This is a genomic window from Fibrobacter sp. UWB1, assembly GCF_002210325.1.
Classification (GTDB): Bacteria; Fibrobacterota; Fibrobacteria; order Fibrobacterales; family Fibrobacteraceae; genus Fibrobacter.
On the sequence record NZ_MWQL01000002.1, the window covers coordinates 328,692 to 347,622 of the forward strand.

At 50.3% G+C, this 18,931-nt stretch carries 26 protein-coding genes; 7 read left to right on the forward strand and 19 right to left on the reverse strand.

Annotated features, from left to right (window positions below; genetic code table 11):
* Positions 1–2: 2 nt before the first annotated feature.
* Genes queC through B7988_RS02950 form a run of 3 tightly spaced genes read right to left on the reverse strand, consistent with a single transcriptional unit; the run spans position 3 to position 1,853 of the window.
* The gene (gene queC, locus B7988_RS02940; RefSeq protein WP_074207698.1) at positions 3–662 is read right to left on the reverse strand and encodes a 7-cyano-7-deazaguanine synthase QueC; all 660 of its coding nucleotides are present in this window, start codon (positions 660–662) and stop codon (positions 3–5) included.
* Positions 643–1,383: a hypothetical protein gene (locus B7988_RS02945; protein ID WP_139261071.1), complete on the reverse strand. Its 741-nt coding sequence runs from the start codon at positions 1,381–1,383 to the stop codon at positions 643–645. The genes queC and B7988_RS02945 overlap by 20 nt, the downstream gene beginning before the upstream one ends.
* Entirely contained in the window at positions 1,383–1,853 is a 471-nt protein-coding gene (locus tag B7988_RS02950) for a ParB N-terminal domain-containing protein (protein WP_073321141.1), read from the reverse strand. Before B7988_RS02950 ends, B7988_RS02945 begins: the two co-directional genes overlap by 1 nt.
* Positions 1,854–2,006: 153 nt before the next feature.
* Here B7988_RS02950 and B7988_RS02955 point away from each other — a divergent pair, with 153 nt between their 5' ends.
* Both B7988_RS02955 and B7988_RS02960 read left to right on the forward strand, forming a co-directional pair.
* Positions 2,007–2,198, forward strand: a complete 192-nt coding sequence (locus B7988_RS02955; RefSeq protein WP_088656753.1) for a hypothetical protein — start codon at positions 2,007–2,009, stop codon at positions 2,196–2,198.
* A gap of 11 nt (positions 2,199–2,209) precedes the next feature.
* On the forward strand, positions 2,210–2,875 hold the full coding sequence (locus B7988_RS02960; protein WP_088656754.1) for a hypothetical protein: 666 nt from the start codon (positions 2,210–2,212) through the stop codon (positions 2,873–2,875).
* Positions 2,876–2,880: 5 nt separating this feature from the next.
* Here the strand turns inward: B7988_RS02960 and B7988_RS02965 are convergent, their stop codons facing one another.
* The 6 genes from B7988_RS02965 to B7988_RS02990 are packed head-to-tail and all read right to left on the reverse strand — an operon-like array spanning position 2,881 to position 7,019.
* The gene (locus B7988_RS02965; RefSeq protein WP_073321143.1) at positions 2,881–3,168 is read right to left on the reverse strand and encodes a hypothetical protein; all 288 of its coding nucleotides are present in this window, start codon (positions 3,166–3,168) and stop codon (positions 2,881–2,883) included.
* A gap of 10 nt (positions 3,169–3,178) precedes the next feature.
* Entirely contained in the window at positions 3,179–4,168 is a 990-nt protein-coding gene (locus tag B7988_RS02970; protein WP_088656755.1) for a hypothetical protein, read from the reverse strand.
* A 15-nt stretch (positions 4,169–4,183) separates the two neighbouring features.
* Positions 4,184–5,047, reverse strand: a complete 864-nt coding sequence (locus B7988_RS02975; RefSeq protein WP_088627479.1) for a hypothetical protein — start codon at positions 5,045–5,047, stop codon at positions 4,184–4,186.
* An 8-nt stretch (positions 5,048–5,055) separates the two neighbouring features.
* The gene (locus tag B7988_RS02980) at positions 5,056–5,673 is read right to left on the reverse strand and encodes a DUF2612 domain-containing protein (RefSeq protein ID WP_088627480.1); all 618 of its coding nucleotides are present in this window, start codon (positions 5,671–5,673) and stop codon (positions 5,056–5,058) included.
* A gap of 9 nt (positions 5,674–5,682) precedes the next feature.
* Entirely contained in the window at positions 5,683–6,666 is a 984-nt protein-coding gene (locus tag B7988_RS02985; RefSeq protein WP_088627481.1) for a hypothetical protein, read from the reverse strand.
* A 2-nt stretch (positions 6,667–6,668) separates the two neighbouring features.
* Positions 6,669–7,019, reverse strand: a complete 351-nt coding sequence (locus tag B7988_RS02990) for a hypothetical protein (protein ID WP_073321157.1) — start codon at positions 7,017–7,019, stop codon at positions 6,669–6,671.
* A gap of 154 nt (positions 7,020–7,173) precedes the next feature.
* Here B7988_RS02990 and B7988_RS02995 point away from each other — a divergent pair, with 154 nt between their 5' ends.
* The 4 genes from B7988_RS02995 to B7988_RS03010 all read left to right on the forward strand — a co-directional run bounded on the left by B7988_RS02995 (position 7,174) and on the right by B7988_RS03010 (position 10,671).
* Complete coding sequence (locus B7988_RS02995; RefSeq protein ID WP_073321160.1) at positions 7,174–7,440, forward strand: hypothetical protein; 267 nt, start codon at positions 7,174–7,176, stop codon at positions 7,438–7,440.
* A gap of 135 nt (positions 7,441–7,575) precedes the next feature.
* The gene (locus tag B7988_RS03000) at positions 7,576–8,124 is read left to right on the forward strand and encodes a hypothetical protein (protein ID WP_073321163.1); all 549 of its coding nucleotides are present in this window, start codon (positions 7,576–7,578) and stop codon (positions 8,122–8,124) included.
* 92 nt (positions 8,125–8,216) lie between these two features.
* Positions 8,217–10,166 (forward strand): hypothetical protein, encoded by a 1,950-nt coding sequence (locus B7988_RS03005; RefSeq protein WP_088656756.1) that lies wholly within the window; start codon positions 8,217–8,219, stop codon positions 10,164–10,166.
* A complete protein-coding gene (locus B7988_RS03010; protein WP_141225537.1) occupies positions 10,156–10,671 on the forward strand; it encodes a hypothetical protein in 516 nt (171 codons plus the stop codon). The genes B7988_RS03005 and B7988_RS03010 overlap by 11 nt, the downstream gene beginning before the upstream one ends.
* 3 nt (positions 10,672–10,674) lie before the next feature.
* Here B7988_RS03010 and B7988_RS03015 read toward each other — a convergent pair whose 3' ends face one another.
* Positions 10,675–11,736 (reverse strand): IS1595 family transposase, encoded by a 1,062-nt coding sequence (locus B7988_RS03015; protein WP_088656758.1) that lies wholly within the window; start codon positions 11,734–11,736, stop codon positions 10,675–10,677.
* A 45-nt stretch (positions 11,737–11,781) separates the two neighbouring features.
* On the opposite strand from B7988_RS03015, the gene B7988_RS03020 reads away from it, so the two are divergent.
* A complete protein-coding gene (locus tag B7988_RS03020; protein WP_088656759.1) occupies positions 11,782–12,171 on the forward strand; it encodes a hypothetical protein in 390 nt (129 codons plus the stop codon).
* 24 nt (positions 12,172–12,195) lie between these two features.
* On the opposite strand, the gene B7988_RS03025 is transcribed toward B7988_RS03020, so the two are convergent.
* The 9 genes from B7988_RS03025 to B7988_RS03065 are packed head-to-tail and all read right to left on the reverse strand — an operon-like array spanning position 12,196 to position 18,895.
* A complete protein-coding gene (locus B7988_RS03025) occupies positions 12,196–12,873 on the reverse strand; it encodes a Gp138 family membrane-puncturing spike protein (RefSeq protein ID WP_088656760.1) in 678 nt (225 codons plus the stop codon).
* Entirely contained in the window at positions 12,873–13,871 is a 999-nt protein-coding gene (locus B7988_RS03030) for a hypothetical protein (protein ID WP_088656761.1), read from the reverse strand. The genes B7988_RS03025 and B7988_RS03030 overlap by 1 nt, the downstream gene beginning before the upstream one ends.
* Positions 13,871–14,215 carry a hypothetical protein gene (locus B7988_RS03035; protein ID WP_088656762.1) on the reverse strand — a complete coding sequence of 115 codons (345 nt, stop codon included), beginning with the start codon at positions 14,213–14,215 and terminating at the stop codon, positions 13,871–13,873. The genes B7988_RS03030 and B7988_RS03035 overlap by 1 nt, the downstream gene beginning before the upstream one ends.
* Entirely contained in the window at positions 14,212–14,967 is a 756-nt protein-coding gene (locus B7988_RS03040; protein WP_088656763.1) for a phage baseplate protein, read from the reverse strand. Before B7988_RS03040 ends, B7988_RS03035 begins: the two co-directional genes overlap by 4 nt.
* Positions 14,964–16,886 carry a hypothetical protein gene (locus B7988_RS03045; RefSeq protein WP_088656764.1) on the reverse strand — a complete coding sequence of 641 codons (1,923 nt, stop codon included), beginning with the start codon at positions 16,884–16,886 and terminating at the stop codon, positions 14,964–14,966. The genes B7988_RS03040 and B7988_RS03045 overlap by 4 nt, the downstream gene beginning before the upstream one ends.
* Positions 16,879–17,214, reverse strand: coding sequence for a hypothetical protein (locus B7988_RS03050; RefSeq protein WP_074207712.1), 336 nt, complete (start codon positions 17,212–17,214; stop codon positions 16,879–16,881). Before B7988_RS03050 ends, B7988_RS03045 begins: the two co-directional genes overlap by 8 nt.
* Positions 17,151–17,552, reverse strand: a complete 402-nt coding sequence (locus B7988_RS03055) for a phage tail assembly chaperone (RefSeq protein WP_074207713.1) — start codon at positions 17,550–17,552, stop codon at positions 17,151–17,153. Before B7988_RS03055 ends, B7988_RS03050 begins: the two co-directional genes overlap by 64 nt.
* Before the next feature lie 3 nt (positions 17,553–17,555).
* Positions 17,556–17,963, reverse strand: a complete 408-nt coding sequence (locus B7988_RS03060; RefSeq protein WP_074207714.1) for a hypothetical protein — start codon at positions 17,961–17,963, stop codon at positions 17,556–17,558.
* A gap of 11 nt (positions 17,964–17,974) precedes the next feature.
* Positions 17,975–18,895 carry a DUF3383 family protein gene (locus B7988_RS03065; protein ID WP_170930519.1) on the reverse strand — a complete coding sequence of 307 codons (921 nt, stop codon included), beginning with the start codon at positions 18,893–18,895 and terminating at the stop codon, positions 17,975–17,977.
* Positions 18,896–18,931 lie beyond the last annotated feature (36 nt).

The window sequence follows — 18,931 nt, forward strand, 5'->3', positions numbered from 1 at the left end:
GGCTATTTGCCTCCCTGTGCCAAGGCGCGTTCACGCTGCTTGCAGCTGTCGCACTTGCCACAATGTGTCGAGCCGTTCTTGTAGCAGCTCCATGTGTTCCGTTCGTAGTCTATTCCCAGCTTGCGGCCAATCTTGACGATTTCTGCTTTGCTTACTGTCGAGAACGGGGCGTGAATCCTTACCTTGAAATTCGGGGACGTACCGACGTTTGCAGCTTTCTCGAACGACTTGATGAATGCGAGTGTGTCGTCGTAATACTGGCCGCTTGCAAGCCCGTTGAAGCCACCGTAAATGTCGTTTATGCCGTTGACCTCCGCGAACATGACCGCGTAGGAAAGCAGGATGCCGTTTCTGAACTCCACATAGCTTGTGGGAGTCGCGGAATCAATCTGCTCGAAGCTGCGGTTTTCGCTTATCCTGGACTTGGAAATGAGAGAACACTTGCTTCCCGTAAATCCGAGGTCGATGGAAACGATTTTGTAGGGCTGTTTCAGCCGCTTCGCGTTGGATGCCGCCACCGCGATTTCCTTGTGCAGACTCTGCTTGTAGTCGAAGATAAGGCAGAAAACCTTCTTGCCCTGCTTCGTCAGCTGTTCCAGAACAGTCGTGCTGTCGATGCCGCCCGAAAGCAGCAGGATTGCATCACATCTTGATTTTTGCATATTGCATTGCCTTGAACCATTGTTGTTTGTTATGGAAGCCAAGAGTTTTCTTGTTCTTCTTGAATTTCTTGGGGAGCGAGACGACCTTCATTACGCCATCCTGGAACACGAAACACGTCCCGTATCTTTCGCCGAGGCTCCATGTGCTTGAGTCGCTGCTGTAGAAATGGAACTTGCGCAGAAGCCCCCAGTTCGTGCATCCGAGTGCGTGAACCTTGGAGCCGTTTTCTGCTGCCGTGTCGAGGAAGTAGTGAAGCGGTTTCCAGTCGTTCGCCTTGAGCCATTTGCTCGATGCTGTAAATCCGCTAAGCGAGAGCGCGACATAGGGGTAGTTCTTCACCATGTCAAGCCATCCTTCCTTCTTGCGGCCTAGATGCCAAACGGGGATGCTTTGCTTTCCCGTTGCACGTTCTATGCGGTTTCGGATTTGCTTGACCTTATCTATGCCGACAATTTCGTCAATGTCCATTTCGATGAAATGGTCGATGTGGGCGCCCTTTATCCATTCGATGTAGCTGTCGATATAGCTGTCGTCAATCTTCTTGCCGCTTGCCATCGCCGTGAAGGCGCCGCTGTCCGCGATAAAGTGATTGAACTCGCGAACATCGTTTCCCATCAACGAGCTTTTATATTCAAAGGACGTAAGGATATTGAGTTCCTTCTTCGGGAACTTTGTGTAGAAATCTCCTACGAGTCCATCTGTCGCCATGTGTAGAAGCATTATTTCTCGAAGGTCTTTCCGCAGTGGGGGCAGGTGATGGTCTTGGGTTTCTTCTGTGGATTTTCTTCATCCGTCAGGAAACTGTCGAAATCCACGTTCTCGTTCGGCAGGAATCCGAACTGTTCCAGGTCAAAGGCCGCTTCTCCGAGGAACGAAAGTTCCTCGTTGAGCTTCTGGAAATCCCAGCCGCTAAATTCCGAGACTTTGTTGTCAGCGAGGCGGAATGCCTTAATTTGATTCGGGGTCAGGTCGTCAGCGACGATGCAGGGGACTTTTTGCAGTTCCAGCTTCTGCGCGGCGAGATAGCGTGTGTGTCCCGCGACGATTACGTTTTCCCTGTCGATGATGATGGGAACCTTGAAACCGAACTCGGAAATGCTCGCGGCCACCTTGTCAACTGCCGCCTCGTTGTTGCGCGGGTTATTCTCGTATGGCTTCAAAAGCCCGATTTCGACTTCCCGAATTTCCATAAAATTGAATCCTATGCAAAAGAATTGAATAGAATTTAATACTTTTTTGAATAAAATGCAATAAAATTTGCATACAATTCAATTTTTCTTTGATTATGCCTTTACAAAATCGGCAAATAAACCTATCTTGATTAGGTAAAACGGGAGATTCCTATGCCAGCAAGGTGTCCGCATTGCGGAAAAATTCTTACGGACGCGGAAGTGCGTTCAATCCATTCGCAGATGATTGGGAGCCGTCCCAAGCCCACCAGCGCCGAGAACGGCAAGAAGGGCGGAAGGCCCAAGGGCGCAAAAAACAAGCCCAAAGACGGTGAAGAACGGTCCACTTTGGAAAAGAAAATATAGATTTAACTATTATGAAAAAGATTCTTTCAGTCATGCTGCTCTTGTTTGCTGTTGCAGCAAACGCACAACTCACCAAAATCTTTGAAACGCCTGTAGTTTCATCGAGTTCAAGGGTGATAAATAATGTAAATGCATTTGACGCAGAAAATTTAAATGACATATATTTTGGTTATTACGCCTTCTTATCTGGTAGTGAGGCGAAAATTTTGAATTTAAAAACGCAAGAAATAGAACATACCTTAAATATCACTGCATTTGTTGATACAACAAAAATCACCTCATTGGGAGTCAGTTGCTATAAGAATTTTTTTAAGAGTGACGGTGCATGGAGTTGCCTCATTAAACCTTACAGCAGTTATTCTGAAACGATGAAAATAATTCATAATGGTAAGGTTATTTCTACAACAGTTCAAAATTCTTTGTTTGCAGAGGTAAGACAATCAAATGGAAATCTTTATGTCGTTTCCAAATTACAAGATAAAATTGAAGTTTATCTAGTTCGTAATGATTTGCCGCAAACGACGGCGATTCCCTACAATTCGTCCTACATTTCCGCACTGAAAAGAATAAGTGATGAACATGAAGCAAAACTTTTCAATGTAGTTGGACAGAAAATAGATGATGCTTATTATGGAACTTTACCGGATTATCTGAAAAAGACTATCTACGCAAAATAAGCAGACTATTTCTGCGCTTCCATCTTTCCCCTGATAAACGAAACATCGCTCTTTATGTCGGAAAGCGTCCCCTTGAGGATTTCCGATTCCCTTTCCACTTTTGATGTTCGCTGTTCAATAAGCTCGATGCGCGTTTCCATCTTGGCCATGGAAACGGCGTTCCTTTCCGAACCCTCGCTTACTTCGCTGTGGCTCTTGACATAGGCTGTAGTTGCCGAAGCAAGTGCGATGAGCGCGAGGATGAGTGGCTTCAACATTTCGCGCCATTTGGCGCTGTCCTTTCTAGTCGTCATGTCGTTCTACCTAATTCAAGGAAGTCCACACGGGATAATTGTTCGAGTCCTTGCCCCTGTAGATAAACTGTTTGCTGTTTCCCGCCTCTATAGTCGCGATGTGATGCGACTGCGATGTATCGCTCGCCTGAAAGACAGCGATAGGGTGATTTACGGGTCTTCCACCACCATATTTCCCCGTATTGGTGACAAGAATGACTTCGCCGACTTCATGTCTGTCGGAATTTAGCGTAAAATCGGAATTACCCTGGTAGCCGCTTGTGCCTGGACAAACGGCTGTGTAGTATTCAGACGGTATGCCGGATGTGCAGTGGCTTTCGCAGTTTGTCATGGAACGATACTGTCCCTGGCTCGCGTCTCCGTCGGACTGTTCCAACGGCGTGAAGTTGAGAATAAGCTGGTCTGTGGAGAGCTTCTTTATAGTTGCCTGTCCACTTATGGACAAGACCTGGGCGGAGATATACTGCGTCGTGAGCGCTATCATTGTAATCTTCGTCGTTCCGCCCGGTCCCTTGATTTCGAGGCCGCTTGGCCCAAGCTCTGATGTATAGAGATTGTGTGTTGCAGTGCTTCCACTTTTGGCGATAAATTTTCCGCTAGAGGTAATATCTCCATCGAGATTGATGGAATGGTCTATCACAAGCTCGTTCGTGGAAGCATTGACGGAAAGTGTGACAGTATGATTGGAGTTCCTAAGCGTGAGCGAATAGGCGGAAAGAAAGGTCGTTGTCACCGCCTGTTTCCCTATTTCTGTAGTGCCACCCATGCCGGAAACAGTCACGCCGGAGGGAGTAATGGTTGTAGTGTCGGGATGGTTTCCTATGCCGACGACGGTGATGTTCTTGAAAACGCTTTGCAGAAAGTCGCGCAGTTTTTCAAGCGATAGTTTCCTGTCCCTGTCGGAGTTCAGGCCCTGCACGATGTAGAGAAGGTCGTTGAGGGTAAGATTGTCCGCTTCTTCAAGCAGCGGTACCGTGGTTATGTTTTCTTCCAGTTCCATGAAACGCTCCTTGAATTAGACAGTGCTTGCGCCGAACGAGACGAAAGGAATCTTGCTCGCTGTGTTGAAAATGCCGTTCAGCGGGTCAACGAAATAAATCTTGTTGCCGACTGTCGTTTCCAGGTTCTGACGCAGCGTGTAGTCATACTGGTAGTTGTAATTGGTTCTGTCCTTGGCGGCAAGCTGGACTCCTACAGACCAAACTTGAACGATGTAGCGCGTGTTCCGCTTTATCGTCAAGGCGCCCTGCCTCATTTCAATCATGTCGAAAGTGCAGAGCTCCGTCGAGCTGTCGAAATCGACGCCGTAGTGACGCAGCCCCGTGTGTCCGAGCAGGTTTCCTTCCGTGTCGAAAACGCCGATGCAGAGGCAGGCGTTATTCGAAGCAAGCGTTCCTGCAAGCGCGATGGTGCATTTTGAAATGGAACCCTGGGCGTCCGATATTCTCATGCTCTGGTATATCTTGGCGTTGCAGTAGTCGAAAGTTTCGCCCTCAACGTCGCCCCAGACAAGTTCTTCTGCGCCCTGCTTGAGCTGGTATGAACCGTAGTTGCTCGTTTCGCTGTCTATGTCCGATTCCGGCAGCGTCGCAAGTTTCGGGTCGCTTTCTCCCGTCAGGTTCACGCCTATTCGTAGAGTGCCGTTTAGGGGCGTGAGCGTGATTGCGTCACCATCGGGAACGAGAACATTGGCGAGAAAACCCGCCTCGTCGCCCTGCTGGACGCAGACCTTGTGGTCGCTTGCTCCGACTCCTTCCAGTTCACTCAAGGCAACCTTGTAGGTATGGCCAAGGATGCTTACGGCAAAGTACCCGCCCTGTTTGAGGGCTTCGAACGTATTTGTGTCTAGCTCTAGGATGGTGGTATTTTCTTCTGCCATGGATTCTCCTATAAGACGATGCACTTGCCGTCTTCGGTCATTATCCGTTGCCCTGTTTCTGTCGTGAGATAGTTGTTCTCGATTACGCTTTCCTCAAGTGCGACGGTCACTATCTTCTTTTGCGGATGCTGTACTGTCGCGAGGAACCTGTTTGAACCAGCCAGCTTCAATCCAGCAGCGGGGAACGCAAGAACGCCAGCAGGCGCCAGCATTTGAAGCACACGGCGTCGTAGCTGCCTGCCTCGCGGAGTATAGACGAAAAAGATGGCGGGACATTCGTCAAGGAAATGCGGGTTCGCGTCGCCCGAAAGGTCACGGGCGTTTTCAATGATATTGTTCGGCGTTCCTGCGGAGTTTTTCTTGAAGGAAATCTTGAGACGCGCCTTGTACATTTCGTCCGTCTCGCCGGGTTGTCGCGGGATGTTGCGGAACTTTCCGATAAGGTCGAGCCATTCACCTTCCGCCTCGTCGATGTTCGCGAAGTTGGAAAGCCTGAACGCGCTATCCTCCAAATCCTGAAAGCTGGAAAAGACCTTCCTCAAGAGCGAGAGAAGGTTTGTGGAGTCCCTGTACTGCGTGATTACAAGGTGCTGGATATGTTGCCATAAGTCCGTGATGTGCTGCATGGCGGTTTCCTAGCTTACGAGCGTGACCGTGATGTTTTCTGCCGTGATGGAAACAATCTTGTCTTCGTCTATTGGGACACGCTCGTCTGTCCAGTGGCGCGGATTGTCCACGCTTGCGACCGTGACCGTGATGGATTCGATGCCCGGAACATTGCTGTAGATGGGGGCGCTGATTCTTTGCGGTATCAGGTCCTTTCCCGAAGTGTATTCCATCTTGGCCCATTCGCAGACGACATTCTTTATGACCTGTTCGTAGTCGGACGGCAAGGTTTCTTCGTCATAAACTGTAAAGTCGATGCGAACCAGGTAGGAAACGCCCTGGATGAAGCTGAACTGGACCTCTTGAAGGAAGCCGCTTACGTCGCGAGCTTCGCCGCTGTTGTTGCCGTAGCTCTGTATGCCTGCGGGCTTGCAGTTCCAAATCTTTTGTGCGATGAAGTTCTGGACGGTATGGGCGCGCGTGCTGTCGTCGAGAATGGCCTGCCAGTCCTTATCGGACGGGTCAATATCCTCTGTGCTGAAAGTGGCTGGGACGAATATCACGAAAGAATGGGCGGGGATTCCGCCGACGGTCTCGTTCTTCGTGTTTTCCTTGAAGGTGATGCCGTCCGTGATGTTCTCTTTCAGGTAGGTCGTCATTCCGTCGGGAGTCGCCAAACCGTCGAAAGTCGCAGTCTCTATGCGCTGTCTTAGGGATTCGTCCGTTTCGCCCTCGTTTCGTGCAAGTCCCGCGATAGATGCGAGCATATCCAGGAATGTTCCCGTCGCCGTCGAAACGTCGATGTTCGCGCCGACGGTCTGTATCACCTGTGCAAGCTCCGTGTACATGTATGCAAGCAGGTCAACGAACATGCCGTCGGGAGAGGACGGCTCCAGGTTGATAGAGGCGCCAAACACCTCCGTAAAGCTGGTGGCGATGGCTTGACGGATTTCGCGGTAGCTCTTGATGGAGATTCCCGATATAGAGTCCACAATGACTGCGTTTATCGCCATCGCTAGAAATCCCCGTTGATGGTTCTGCCGTCGATGCTCTGGACGCTGAATTTTCCAGTAAGGTTTCTTCCGTCTGTTGCGAGGTCTATCGCGATTACGGATTTTACGCCCTTGACCGCCTCGATTTTTTCGCGAATGATGCGCTGGGCTACGTCGAGGTGTGAAACGGGTAAACCGGCTATCTTTTCAAGCCAGGGAACGCCGTGTTCGATGTTGGTGAACGCTTCCCCTTCTTCCGTCTTTAACAGGCAGAGAACAGCCTGCCGCACCTTTTTGGCGATGTTGCCGATACGGCAGATGTGGTCGCCATCAAGGAAAATGTCGTGGGAATTGTCAAGGGCCATTTCATTCATCAGCCCGTAAACTAGATACGCTTTGGCGTGGGGCGTGAATTATGCCAAATCAACCCAAAAGACACCAAAAGAAGGGCTGAATTATTCTGATTTACGCCTTGCGAACCTGTGCGAATTGAGTATATTTTGAAGAAAGAAAAAAGGCTCTGAACAAATGACGACCACGCTTTACGAGAATATCACCAAGAAGCTCAAGCTGGAAAAAGGAACGTACAGCTGGGCTAAAGATTATTTCTCCGCATGGCATAGGAGTAAGGTTGGCCTTTTGGATGATGCCATCGAAAGCTATTCTGACGGTGTGCCTCGCGCCGTGTTTGACAAGCACCTAGTCGATGAAGCGGAAACAATAGCCAAGTTCACGACGATGCGTGAACTACTGCTTCACATCGCGAAGATAGCCGAAGCGGAAGGCTTCGTTTAGTGGAATTTAGAGAATGAAAGAAAAAGGCATTGCTGCTTGCAACGCCTAATTATCGTAAAAAACACCTAAATAGGTGTATCAGCAGAAAAAACATTATGAATTTTGGGGTGAAATAATTTTGCTATATTCTTTAATATGTCAAAAACATTAGTTGCCATTTTATTTCTTGCGATGTTTTCCTTTGCTCAATTTGCGGAGGTTTTTACTTCTGCAACAAAGGCTCCCAAAGGTTGTATAAAAAGAGGAAATTTGGTTAAGTGTGCGGTAAAAGAAACTAGAGGTGCTGGAAAAATTTATAGTGCCAAAACGCATCGTGTTTATTGGTATTATCCGAAAGCCGAAGGTCAAACAGAGATGTTCGCGATAAATCAATGTGATTCTATTGTCGTCATGGTTGATATAGAACTTGCTGCGCAAGCTTTGGTTGCTGTTGCTTCGGGAGATACTCTAACTGCAATAAAGAATAGTGTTTTAGCAGAACAAGCCATGATAAATGGTGATTACACTTTAATGTGCAATCAAACAAGTACAAAAAAATTAGAGGTTTTTTGCCAACCCGATGGAAGACGCGCTTATATTGTGAAATACGATGAATTGGGAATAGAAAAGAGCAAGGAAATTAAAATTACGAATAACCCAAATTATTGTACGGAGCAATTCCAAAAAGTATTTAACGGGAAATAGAAAAAAAATGGCTATGTCCACCCAAAGTGTTGCTGAAAAGTTCATTTCATTAAAAATTTAATTAAATTTACATTTAATAAACGAGGTTTTATATGGCCAGCGTAAAGAAATTCTTTATTGCTATTATGGCAGTCGTAGCCGGAACCCATGCGGCTGTCCTTACCCACCAAGAAACTTTCAACGATGTGAAAGTCATTTCTCCGGCAAAATCAACGCAAACAACTTGTAAAACAAGGGTAGACCTCTCGGAAGGGTTGGTCGATAACACCCAGGGTTGTGACATCGAAGAAATCTTGGTTTATAATAAAAACCACATGTGGATAGGTTCCCTTGGTGGTGTTGAGGAAGGGTATCACAAGCGTTATGCCGATTACGATGTTGACCGATACAAAGGAAAAGGCATCCAAATTGGGATTGTGTATTCCTTCACCCCGCAGGATGCAGACCCTTCTAATAGGTGGATGGTTTCCTGCCCCAAAGGCATGATTGCATACATTTGGGATGAGTATTATAGTTGTAAAAAACCGTTTACTTGCTCTAACGGAATGTATGCTATCGACTCATTGGAATGTGAGGAATTGCCGGAAGGTGCGCATAGAAATGCAACAACCGGATATTCATGCAATAAAGGCTATGTCATGCGTAACGGATATTGCGAAGAAAAGGCTACCTGTGGCGTAAATGAGGCGTATGACAAAACCGAAAATACATGTCTTGAACGCCCGGACAATTCCCATTGGATTAAAAATACACTCGAATGGGAATGTAATAATGGATATGTCCTGCAAGGGGATGCTTGCGAAAAAATTTTGAAATGTGATAGCGCAAGTAGATATTATGCCGAGTACAACACATGCGTTGCATTACCCGTATTTGCACATTGGAATGATAGCGTATCTACTGACTGGACTTGTGACCCTGGATATGTTCTCTATGGTGCCGGATGTGTTGAAAAGGCAACATGTTCTTCGGAACAACGCTATGATGAATCTGCAAATAGTTGCGTAGACCCTTATCCAAATAGTAGATGGGTTGGTGATAACGGCAATTATGTTTGTAATGACGGATATGTAGATGTTGGATATGGTCGTTGCGAAGTGAAAGCGGTTTGCTCCGATTACCATTATGATGCGGATAATAATTCGTGTTATGCGAAACCGGAACATTCCCATTGGCTATCTAGGTATGGGAGCGAATGGGCGTGTGATGTTGGATTTGTCCAAATTGATGAGCACTGCGAAGTGAAGGCTGAATGTGACCATTATAACTCGGCAAACAATTCCTGCTTTGAAAAACCTGACCATGCTCATTGGGCAGAAGCAACAGGTGAAGCATGGATTTGCGACGATGGATGGTGGAGTAATGGTAATTTTTGTGAAGAACAAGTATCTTGCGGATGGTTTGAACGCTATAATGCAGACAATAACACTTGCGTAAGTAAGCCATCGCATTCACATTGGACTACCGAATGGAACTATGCGTGCGATGATGGATATTATGAAACCTATGGCGAATGCGTAGAAACAAATCCAATTCATTTGAGCGATTATACCAAGTTCTTTCATAGTCTGACCTTTATTATTGGTGGTGGCGATGTTAAAGATAAACACGATGTATCGACCACGCTATTTAATACTGCGCTAGAATATAACATTGGTATTAGAGTTGGAACGGATTTCTTCAATGTGAGGCCGCAAGCGGTGATAGGTTTGCTATATAGCGGGTTTGACTATTCTAGCACTCACTCGTATGGTTATGGTTATTTGGATGAAAGCGTCTATTCAACGGCATTGGTTGTCGGTCTTGGTATGGGTGTTGATATTTGGCATTTTACCATTGATTACAACTATCTGTACGCTGAACGAGAAACACTTGCCAATGTTGATTTCTATTCAACTCTACACCAATTCAAAGTAGGATACAATTTTAATGAACATTGGAATATCAACATAGCGTCAATATCTCAACTAATTAAAACAACGAATGTATTAAAGGAATATGACAACACCATCTACAACATCGGGGTATCTTATGCGTTTTAATATGAAATGGTTGTTTGCGGTCATTACAATGGTGTTAGTTGGTTGCGCAAATGACACCGGAGTAAGTGCGGACTACGATGACGACACTACTGTAAGTAGTAGCAGTTATGAGCCGTATTCATGGATGTATTCCAGTAGTTCTAAAACACCGGAAATAGCAAAGCATTATTTTCCTACCGATTTAGAATATGTCGGTATATATAAAACATCGACTGGTGCTAACTTGGTCATGAAGAACAATACCGCATACACGATGTCCGTCAAGGTCAATTACACGATTTCGTGTTCGGTAAATGGAAAAGCCGCTGAAACGACTACCAAGACACTAGGGTTTTACCTTAATATGTATGAGCAAAAAGAAAGTAGTAATAGCGTGGATGGTTATTGGCATGGTGGCATGACAACAATAGATTGCACCGGGACAATAACTTCGATTATACCCGATTATTCTGATAAGAGCAATTTCCAGGCATGGACTGGTTCATACCCTATTTCGACCAAATAACCACTAGGCGGCTACGCCCAATAGGGGTATCGGTGGGCGGTGCATGAACACCCACTTGTTGCTCCAATACAGCGCCCCTGCATTGTGCCTATTCCAAACGGACTCCTTGAAATTGGCATCCCCGGTAGCATAGTTGCGGAGATTATTCCATACGAGGTAGTTATTGAGGTATTTCGTTGCTACCCCGTGGAAACGCACCATAAAGGACTTCAAACGGCTATGATAGCTGTTGATGTGCTGAATACCGAGAACCCCGTTCATGCGCTGTTTGGAATGGACTTGAAGGAGACTGATTTCGTTCTGCTCCGCAAAGCCGACATAGCTGTTCAGCTTGTCGGTGCAGAACACGGCTCCCGGTTCAATACGACCACCAAGGACATTCTGAATGTCCATAACGGACGGCTTACCGAGACAGCTAATCTTGGAAATGGCCTTCCCATCGCGGTTTACGGCGCAGGGAACGCAGATTTTCTCCTTGGATAGCCCACGCTTACTAGCCCGTTCTCCCCTCATGTGAGGCTCACGGGGCATGGTAAACCAACGGCTACGGGAATGATTACCCTTGAACGAGATGGAAAAGTAGGTCTCATCACCCTCTACGACCCCATCCAACACCACATCCCGGTGCATCTGCTGTAACGCATCGAGAATCTTATGACGGAGGAAAAACGCACTATTTTTAGACAGATGGCATTCCGTAGCGGAATCACGGACGGTCAAGCCAAGCATCATGCAGTGAACATATCGGAGATAGGTGTCAAGGGGGCGTTTAGCCCCGGCAAATATCGTCTTGGTCGCATAGGTGAACGACTGATGACAGCCCTTGCAGTAGAACCGCTGATGCCCCGCCTTGGTATGCCCGTTCTTCTTGATGTCGATATTCCCACAATGGACACAGCAGACCTCATTGTGCGGGAAACGGTGCTTGACGAGGAACTCCTCCAGGGTCTCCGAATCAATGATTTCGGTGAGTTCTGCCGGAAGCCCAAGCAAGCGAAGAACGGTCGCCTTGTCCTCTGCGGACAGCGAATTGAACATCTGCACTATTACGCTGACTTCTGACATAAAGCCTCCTTTTATAGAAATATCGCAAAAACGGAGCGGTTTGTAATGTCAGATTGTGACAAAAATGAGGTCTACCCATCAAAATTGGCCAAAATGAGCGAATTTCGCCATATTTTTAGTCAAGCAACACTTTGGGTGGACATAGCCAAAAAAATTATCAATCTGTTTGTTTTTTTACTTACATTTTCGAAGGAGCTTGATATGGCGTTTACTGAAGAAGAATTAAATGCAATGAGTGATGAAGAATTGCAAAAGGAATTTGAAACCATTGGAAGGTATTTAAAGCAACATCATGTAGATGCAGAAAAGAATCGTAAGGTTCCGATGGATAGAAAAAAAATGATAGAACAAATTCAACATCACCAGTCTATTCAAAGAATGACAAAAAATAGATGTGATGTTGGTTCTGAAATTATTAAAAGAACATCCAAATAAGAAAATATATGCGCCCTTAGTTCCTTATGGTGCAAGCGGTTGAGGCCCGGAAGGAGCGCCCTGGGCCGCTGTCGGGTGCATATGTTTGCTGAAAGTGAGCGTCGGCGTGGCAAAATCCGAGCCTTTGACCTTGCCGCTTGCCTCAATTTCTCCATCGCTCGCGATGTTCCCGCCGCTTGAAATATCCCCGTCCACATCCAGCTTGCCCGTAATCAGGACATTCTCGGCATCCAGCTTCACCTCGCTCGCCTTGATGGTCACGTTTCCTTCGCGGTCGATGTTTATGACCGTAGTCGCGCTTTCCTGGATGCGTCTGAAAGGGATTGCCAAAAGGTTGAGCAGGTCGTTTCCTGAAAAGCTCACGGGGTCGTAGGCGGCTTCGTTCCATTTCTCTTTTTTCCAGTTGCGAATGTCCCTGCTGGAGCTGATGCAGAGAACGGTATCGCCCTGGTCGAGTTCATATTCAATGTGGACGGTCTTTGTTCCAGCCCATAGCACGGGGACGTTCTTTATCACCATGAGCTTCCCGTCCTTCATGTTCGGCTCCATCTGCATATTTCGCAGACAGTTCCTCACGCTGGGGCGTACATTGACTGTTCCGTCGTCGTTGACGCTCTCGATTGCGGCGGGAAAGGCCGTCTCGAAATCTTCCATCTTGTTGTCGAAGAAACTGTCCAGCAGTTTCGCGATGCTGTTGGCCATTACCAGTTCACCTCCCTCGCGTCACATTCGACGGTGAAGTCGCTGCCCATGTTGGAGCCTCTGAAAGTACATTCCGTGATGATGAAGTCGCCCTTTATCGCCATAGAACCTACGCTGTCGTAGGAGTCGCCCTTGCTTGAGTCCATGCGAACGAATACGTTCGGCGCGTACTTGGGCGAGATAAGCGCTGTAAAGTGGATTTTGCGCGTGCGGTCTATTTCCTTGCTGGGCTTCTTCTGTTGGCTGGGTTCGTCCGCCTCGCTCTGTGAGAAAAGATAATAGGACGGGTCGTCCGCGAAGTTGACCTTGTTCAGGCTCTCGTCGCGAATTTCTTCCGCCTGGAGCAATCCGCTTTTGAAGTCCAGCGTGATTTCCTCCACCTCGATGCTCTTTTCGTCGCTGTTCACCACAATCATTTCGTTATTGTCGAAATAGAGGTGCAGCCCGAACTTGGGAATAAGTATGTTGTCGCGGAAAGAACAGACCGCCTGCTTGAACGTGCCGGAAATGCAGAACTCCGTCCCGATGGGCTGGGAAAGCTCCTTCTGGCTTCCCGCGCGTAATGCCGTTCCCGCATAGTCGCAAAGCTCCTGCAAGCATTTTTTGACGGTGGCGGAGCTGTCGAACTGGATTGCACAATTGAGCCTTGCAAGCTGGTAGAATGTCCCACGCGCCGAGACGCAGGTTATGACAAGTTCCACGTCGCTGCCGACGCGCCTGGGAACGGCCATGCCGATTTGCCCGACGAATATGTTGCCGACGGTTTCATCCTCGTAGCCAGCCTGGAGAAGGACGCTGTTTCCCTCGCTCATGATGAAGTTTATCGCTTCCGGGGAGGGGTTGTAGATGGTGATGGTCGCCTCGTTGTCGTACCATTCGATTGAGCGCGTCACCTCGAACTCAATGTCGAACTGTGAAAAGTCCTTCGAGTTTTGCGAGGTCAGGTTTCCGACGGCGAACTTGCCGACATACAGGTGGATAATGCGTCCGAAAGCCATCAGAGCATCCCCGCCTCTATGAATACGTTTACGTCGTCCTTCGTCAGGTAGTGGAGTATATACGCTCTCCCCAGGTTATCGTGGTTCAGCGGCTCCGCACAGGTCTTTTCCCGCTTGAAGATTGCAAGCTCGCCGTTTTCGAGGACGTTGTTGTGGGAACGCAGCAGTCGCGAGTTGGGAACGAGCCTGATGCCGCATCGCTTGCCGTTGACAGTCTCGAAATCGCCATACCAGAAGCCGTCGCGCCAGTTCCACAAGAGACGGATATTGAGCATCGTCCCTTCGATATTCACCTTTTCAACAAGATATGAACCGTTGTTCGTATTCACGGGAATCTTAATCACTGGTAGTCCCTCCCGAGCGATTCGTCCATCTTCGCCGCCGCTTCCTGTGCTGTCTCGCTCGCGTCGCCCGACACGTTGCCAGCGTTCGCCTTCCTTGACATGGCCTGCTCTGCGGCTGTATTCTGTTGTGGCGGCTGTGGCGCGTCCCATTCGCCCGTGATGTTGTCGCTCGCGAAGGTGGCCGTGCGTATCTCGCGCAAGGTCATGGAGAACTTGATTGCCTCGCCGTCCTCTGCGCCCCTGTCCGCCTTGAGGTTCTCAATGACCATTTCCTCATAGACTTCCAGGCTGGTAATGACGCGCACCTTCTTGCGGCTCTTGGCGCATTTTGTCAGCACCTCCCACCTGGAAAGCGCCGTGTTCGTGATGGCGGGGGCGTTGTCGATTTCTACGCGGTTTTCGCGCCACGACTTGCCAGTGAGTTCGCCGTTGTCGTCAACGAATCCGGCGGAAGCGTTCAGCGGGTGGTTCGTGAACATTCCCGTAATCTTGACCGTGCGGAGCCGCTGCTGCACATGGTCGCTGATGGTGGACCCGTTTTCCACGGCATGGTCTGTAATGTCGAAATCCAGTTCGTGGCTTTCGTCGATGAGCAGGTCGAAGGGGATGTTCGTATAGATGTAGTTGCCGTCCCCGTCCTTCGTGGTAAGGCCAAATTCCTCGTTGCGCATGAACAGCGAGGCGGGAATGGCGCGGGGCGGGTGGCTGTATCGTGAATACGCCTGTTGGGCGATGTTTAGTATTCCAATCATAGCGCAAGGGCCTTTACGCCCTCGGCGCGTGTCTTGAAGGTCAGCTGGGACTGGAGAAGCGTTCTCAGGTTCTCCTTTATGAGCTTGGCCATCATGTCGGAATCCGTGGTGATGTTGTTCGTGTAGTCGATGTTGGTGATGTTGGTGTCGCCCTTGGCGCTCTTTGCAGCGGCCTGCATTGCTTTCTGTATCTCCGCTTCCATATCGACGGGAGTGAAGTTTACTTCGGGAGCCGTGCCGTTCCCGTAGCCGTCGGCGCCAAGGTCTGCGCCCTTCATCATGTAGGCGTCGTTGAGCTGCTTTTGCGCGTACTTCTTCGCGGCGTCCTTGTTCTCGTCATAATACCGGGCGACATTGTACTTGCGTTGCAGTTCGCGTGCGGCAAGCGGTATTCCGAGCGTCGCGAAGTCGATGGGCTTTCCCTCGCTGTCGATGAAGTCGCCCTTCTCGTTGACGGCCATTCTCTGCAATCCGTCCATCTCGACGGGCTGCGTTCCGAGAGCCTGGAAGTCGCGGCGGTATGTGCGCAGAAGGTCGGCGAAATATGTGCCGCTTTCCACCTGTTTCTTTACCTCGGTCGCTCCCTCGATGGCGTTCTGTCGTTCATGTTCCTTCCACGCCTGTTTTATGGCGTTTCCCAGCTTGAAAATCTGTTGCAGTCCCCAGATGGTGGCGGTAAAGAGACCCGCCTTGAGAAGGTTCTGCCAGTTCTTTCCGAGACCTCCAAGGGCGCCCCCGAAAGCCATCGAGCCTTTCGTCGCTGCGTCAAGCATGGGAACGGCGTACTTTAGCGCACCGACAAAGGCCATAGTCTTTATGGGCGCGACGGAAAACAGCTGCAGAAGCGACGCAAGCCCGTCCGCAAAGGCCGAAATCGTGCCTATGTTCTCCGACAGGGTCTTGACAAACGACTTGAGCACGGACGCGAAGCCCTCGAACAGTTTCCTGATGGAAGGAATGTTCGCCTTTATTTCTCGGGCGAGTTCCGCGAACACGGGCAGAAGCTCGCGCCCGATTTCCTCCTTCACGTCGCCGATTTCATTCTGCAGCTGCGCAATCTTTCCCGCGTCGGTGTTCGCCATTTCCCTGGCGAAGCCCTTGACGCTCGCGAGGGTCTTTTCCAGCGCCTCCACTTGCATCGTCTCGGTGACGGTTCCGCCCTTCTGTCTGAACTTCTGCAATTCCTTGATGGCGGTTGTATCGAAGCCCTGCTGTTCGAGCGTCATGGTGCCGCGTCCACTCAATGCGGACATGAGCGTCATGGTGTAGCTCTTGAGCTGGTCAGCTCCCACCTCCGCGCCGTTGGTCGTTCTGGCCGTGTAGTCAGCGACAAGCTGCATCATGCGCTTGTTGTTGTCCACGTCCTTAATCTTGTTCGACCATACGGAAGCGGCGTTGAGAATCGCCTCGTCGCCGTACATGGAGTTCTTTTGCAGGTTCGCAGCGAATCGCTGCAATTCGCCAAATCTCGCATCCGTGCCGTTGCGCTGCATCTGGAACTTGAGCGCTCGCTCGGCCCTGTCCTGCACCTTGAAAAGCTCGACGGTCTGCTTGCCGAACCCGACCAGCTTGGAAAGGCCCTGAAACCCGGCGTAGGCGGCGACCGCTGCCGAAATTGTGCCCTTGAGCTTGGAAAAGGCGCCGTCAAGCGCGTCCGTCTGCTTCTTGGCCTCCCTGGATGCGCTCGAAATCTTCTGCGTTTCCTTGGCGGCGCTGGAGGCTTCCTTGCCGATGTTGGCGGTCTCTTTCGCGACCTCGTTGGCACTGGATGCGGCTTTGGTGAGGCTTTCGTCTATTTCCCTGTTCGCCGTTTCGCCAGCCCTGCCGAGAGCAGCCTGGAAACGGTCAAGGGACGCGGATAGTTCCGTGTCCTCGACCTCGAACCGAACTTTCTGTACGAACTCGTTCTCGTCATTCATTCTTGTTCTTTTCCTTCTGCTTGTAGTACTGGCCCCATGCGCTCCTGTAGTCGTTCTCCATGTCGATGTAGGCGGCGAAGCTCATCATGCGCTCGAAAGTCCAGTTCTTCTCTATGTCGGAAAGCGGGACACGCGCCGTCTTGACGATTCGCCAGACAAGCGCGTAGTCGGCGGCGCCTCCCTTGAGCGTGCCTATCTTGCCGAGTGCCTTAATGTCCTTCGCGTCCGCGTCGCTGAACGCATTGACGATTGGGTTGGAGCTGTTCAGGCTCCATTCTGCTCCGTCGCCGGAGCCGTCACGAAAGGGCTTAGCTTTTCCAGTTTCCACACCTGGAGCATGACCGCGTACATCTGCGAACGCTTCTGCTCGAAATGGGCGGCGATTGCGTCGAAACTGTCGAGCGTGACGAACTTCTGCCCCTTGGTGACGACCGTGACTGCGGAAAGCGTCGTTTCCAGCAGCCACTTGAAATCGGGCGTAGAAAGTTCGGAGAGCGTATTGGCGAGAAGCGCGAAAGCCTCCACGTCGTCGTTTATGTCGAGACCCTGGCGAGCCATCTTGCCGATAAGCCCGAGAACTTTCCGGTCGAGGTCTATGGCGTCGAAGCCCGTATGGGGAAGAAGCTGGTATTCGTCGGATGCAACCTTGAAGTTTATCGCTTCCATCGTTTAGGCTCCTTCAAAAGCGGCTTCCGCCTTGACGCGGAGCGTGACGGTTCGCGTTCCGCCGGAGCGTCCCTTGGTGGCGTCGCCCATGGACTGAATCCAGCACTGGCCGAGAAGCACGTATGCGCCGTTGAGGTCGGTACAGGCGAAGGGATAGGGCCCGACTTTCGTCGTCTCGTCGGCGACGCGCAGCGCTTCCAGTTTGGAGAGCTGGGGGCTGGTTTGCATGAAGGGAAGCGTGACGGTGTAGAGCTTGCGCACCATCTTGGAACGCTGAACGCAGCCGTTGCTGCCCTCGGTAACGTCCCAGTCGTCGCCTTCCTTGGAAATGACGACATCGCCGTTGAAGTGCGTGAGCGCGATGCCCTGGACGGAAATGTTGACCATGGTGTGGTCGTATGTTCCAAGCATTTTCTAGCCTCCTAGAGAGTGACCGTCAGTTCGACGTTCTTTACGGTGTTGATGGAGTTCATGCGCGAGTAGCGGCCCTTGACAAGCGGCAGGTTTCGAGCCTGTACGTCCGCGCTGTAGTTTGTCTTGAGGTAGTCGTAGGTCTGCACCTTGACCGTGTAGCCGTCCATGATGTACTGGTGGTCGGTATCTGCGGCCTTGGAGAATACCTGGAGGATGGAAGCGGCGACGGAGTTGATGCCGCTGTCGTCATAGTTGACGCCGAAGCCGTCGTTCGCTTCGCCGAGCAGCGAGTAGATTTTCGTCTGTACATTGAAGCGAATCCAGTCGTCCTTGGCGATGTTGTCGATGAAACTCGCGGGGGACTGTTCGCCCGTGCTGTCGAGAAGGACAGTCTTTCCCGCAGTCGCGCCCATGAAAAGACGCGCCTCGCCAGCGGCGACCGTATAGACGTTGATGCAGTCCGAAACGAGCGCGTCGTACTGGGACTTGGTATAGGAATCGTATTCCACGCCCTTGACTTTCTTGTGGGCGAAGCTGCCACGCGCCGAGTCCAGTGCGCAGCGGTTCGAGACGAGTGCCGCAGCGAGGTTCCCTGCTCCCGCGTGCTGGTAGAGTGCCACGCGGTCGCTGGTGCTGGCGACAAGCGCCTGGGCGAGCGCCCTGATGGAGGCGAAGTCCGTGGAGGTGTCGTTTAGTTCCAGGTGGACAATCTTGAAGTTCGCGCCGAGATAGCCGTTCCAGCCGCCGTTTCCCGTGAAAGCGGACGCGGCGGGGATTGTGCCGTCGCCGAACTTGGCGACGATGTGGTAGAAGTTGAGCTTGGCGGCTTCCGCAGCCTTTACCGCGTCAAGGGCGTCGGAGAAGGAGTCTGCGTTGATGGCGACGATTTTCGCGGGGCAGGCGTCCTGTGCGAAAGCGCTCTCGACCATGCCGTAGAGCAGGGAGTCGGTGCCGAAAACTTCCGC

What these genes read in the sequence shown, in the direction of transcription:
- queC (WP_074207698.1), bottom strand. Translation starts at nt 662, where the DNA reads ATGCAAAAATCAAGATGTGATGCAATCCTGCTGCTTTCGGGCGGCATC.
- B7988_RS02945 (WP_139261071.1), bottom strand. Translation starts at nt 1,383, where the DNA reads ATGCTTCTACACATGGCGACAGATGGACTCGTAGGAGATTTCTACACA.
- B7988_RS02950 (WP_073321141.1), bottom strand. Translation starts at nt 1,853, where the DNA reads ATGGAAATTCGGGAAGTCGAAATCGGGCTTTTGAAGCCATACGAGAAT.
- B7988_RS02955 (WP_088656753.1), top strand. Translation starts at nt 2,007, where the DNA reads ATGCCAGCAAGGTGTCCGCATTGCGGAAAAATTCTTACGGACGCGGAA.
- B7988_RS02960 (WP_088656754.1), top strand. Translation starts at nt 2,210, where the DNA reads ATGAAAAAGATTCTTTCAGTCATGCTGCTCTTGTTTGCTGTTGCAGCA.
- B7988_RS02965 (WP_073321143.1), bottom strand. Translation starts at nt 3,168, where the DNA reads ATGACGACTAGAAAGGACAGCGCCAAATGGCGCGAAATGTTGAAGCCA.
- B7988_RS02970 (WP_088656755.1), bottom strand. Translation starts at nt 4,168, where the DNA reads ATGGAACTGGAAGAAAACATAACCACGGTACCGCTGCTTGAAGAAGCG.
- B7988_RS02975 (WP_088627479.1), bottom strand. Translation starts at nt 5,047, where the DNA reads ATGGCAGAAGAAAATACCACCATCCTAGAGCTAGACACAAATACGTTC.
- B7988_RS02980 (WP_088627480.1), bottom strand. Translation starts at nt 5,673, where the DNA reads ATGCAGCACATCACGGACTTATGGCAACATATCCAGCACCTTGTAATC.
- B7988_RS02985 (WP_088627481.1), bottom strand. Translation starts at nt 6,666, where the DNA reads ATGGCGATAAACGCAGTCATTGTGGACTCTATATCGGGAATCTCCATC.
- B7988_RS02990 (WP_073321157.1), bottom strand. Translation starts at nt 7,019, where the DNA reads ATGAATGAAATGGCCCTTGACAATTCCCACGACATTTTCCTTGATGGC.
- B7988_RS02995 (WP_073321160.1), top strand. Translation starts at nt 7,174, where the DNA reads ATGACGACCACGCTTTACGAGAATATCACCAAGAAGCTCAAGCTGGAA.
- B7988_RS03000 (WP_073321163.1), top strand. Translation starts at nt 7,576, where the DNA reads ATGTCAAAAACATTAGTTGCCATTTTATTTCTTGCGATGTTTTCCTTT.
- B7988_RS03005 (WP_088656756.1), top strand. Translation starts at nt 8,217, where the DNA reads ATGGCCAGCGTAAAGAAATTCTTTATTGCTATTATGGCAGTCGTAGCC.
- B7988_RS03010 (WP_141225537.1), top strand. Translation starts at nt 10,156, where the DNA reads ATGCGTTTTAATATGAAATGGTTGTTTGCGGTCATTACAATGGTGTTA.
- B7988_RS03015 (WP_088656758.1), bottom strand. Translation starts at nt 11,736, where the DNA reads ATGTCAGAAGTCAGCGTAATAGTGCAGATGTTCAATTCGCTGTCCGCA.
- B7988_RS03020 (WP_088656759.1), top strand. Translation starts at nt 11,782, where the DNA reads ATGTCAGATTGTGACAAAAATGAGGTCTACCCATCAAAATTGGCCAAA.
- B7988_RS03025 (WP_088656760.1), bottom strand. Translation starts at nt 12,873, where the DNA reads ATGGCCAACAGCATCGCGAAACTGCTGGACAGTTTCTTCGACAACAAG.
- B7988_RS03030 (WP_088656761.1), bottom strand. Translation starts at nt 13,871, where the DNA reads ATGGCTTTCGGACGCATTATCCACCTGTATGTCGGCAAGTTCGCCGTC.
- B7988_RS03040 (WP_088656763.1), bottom strand. Translation starts at nt 14,967, where the DNA reads ATGATTGGAATACTAAACATCGCCCAACAGGCGTATTCACGATACAGC.
- B7988_RS03045 (WP_088656764.1), bottom strand. Translation starts at nt 16,886, where the DNA reads ATGAATGACGAGAACGAGTTCGTACAGAAAGTTCGGTTCGAGGTCGAG.
- B7988_RS03055 (WP_074207713.1), bottom strand. Translation starts at nt 17,552, where the DNA reads ATGGAAGCGATAAACTTCAAGGTTGCATCCGACGAATACCAGCTTCTT.
- B7988_RS03060 (WP_074207714.1), bottom strand. Translation starts at nt 17,963, where the DNA reads ATGCTTGGAACATACGACCACACCATGGTCAACATTTCCGTCCAGGGC.
- B7988_RS03065 (WP_170930519.1), bottom strand. Translation starts at nt 18,895, where the DNA reads ATGGTCGAGAGCGCTTTCGCACAGGACGCCTGCCCCGCGAAAATCGTC.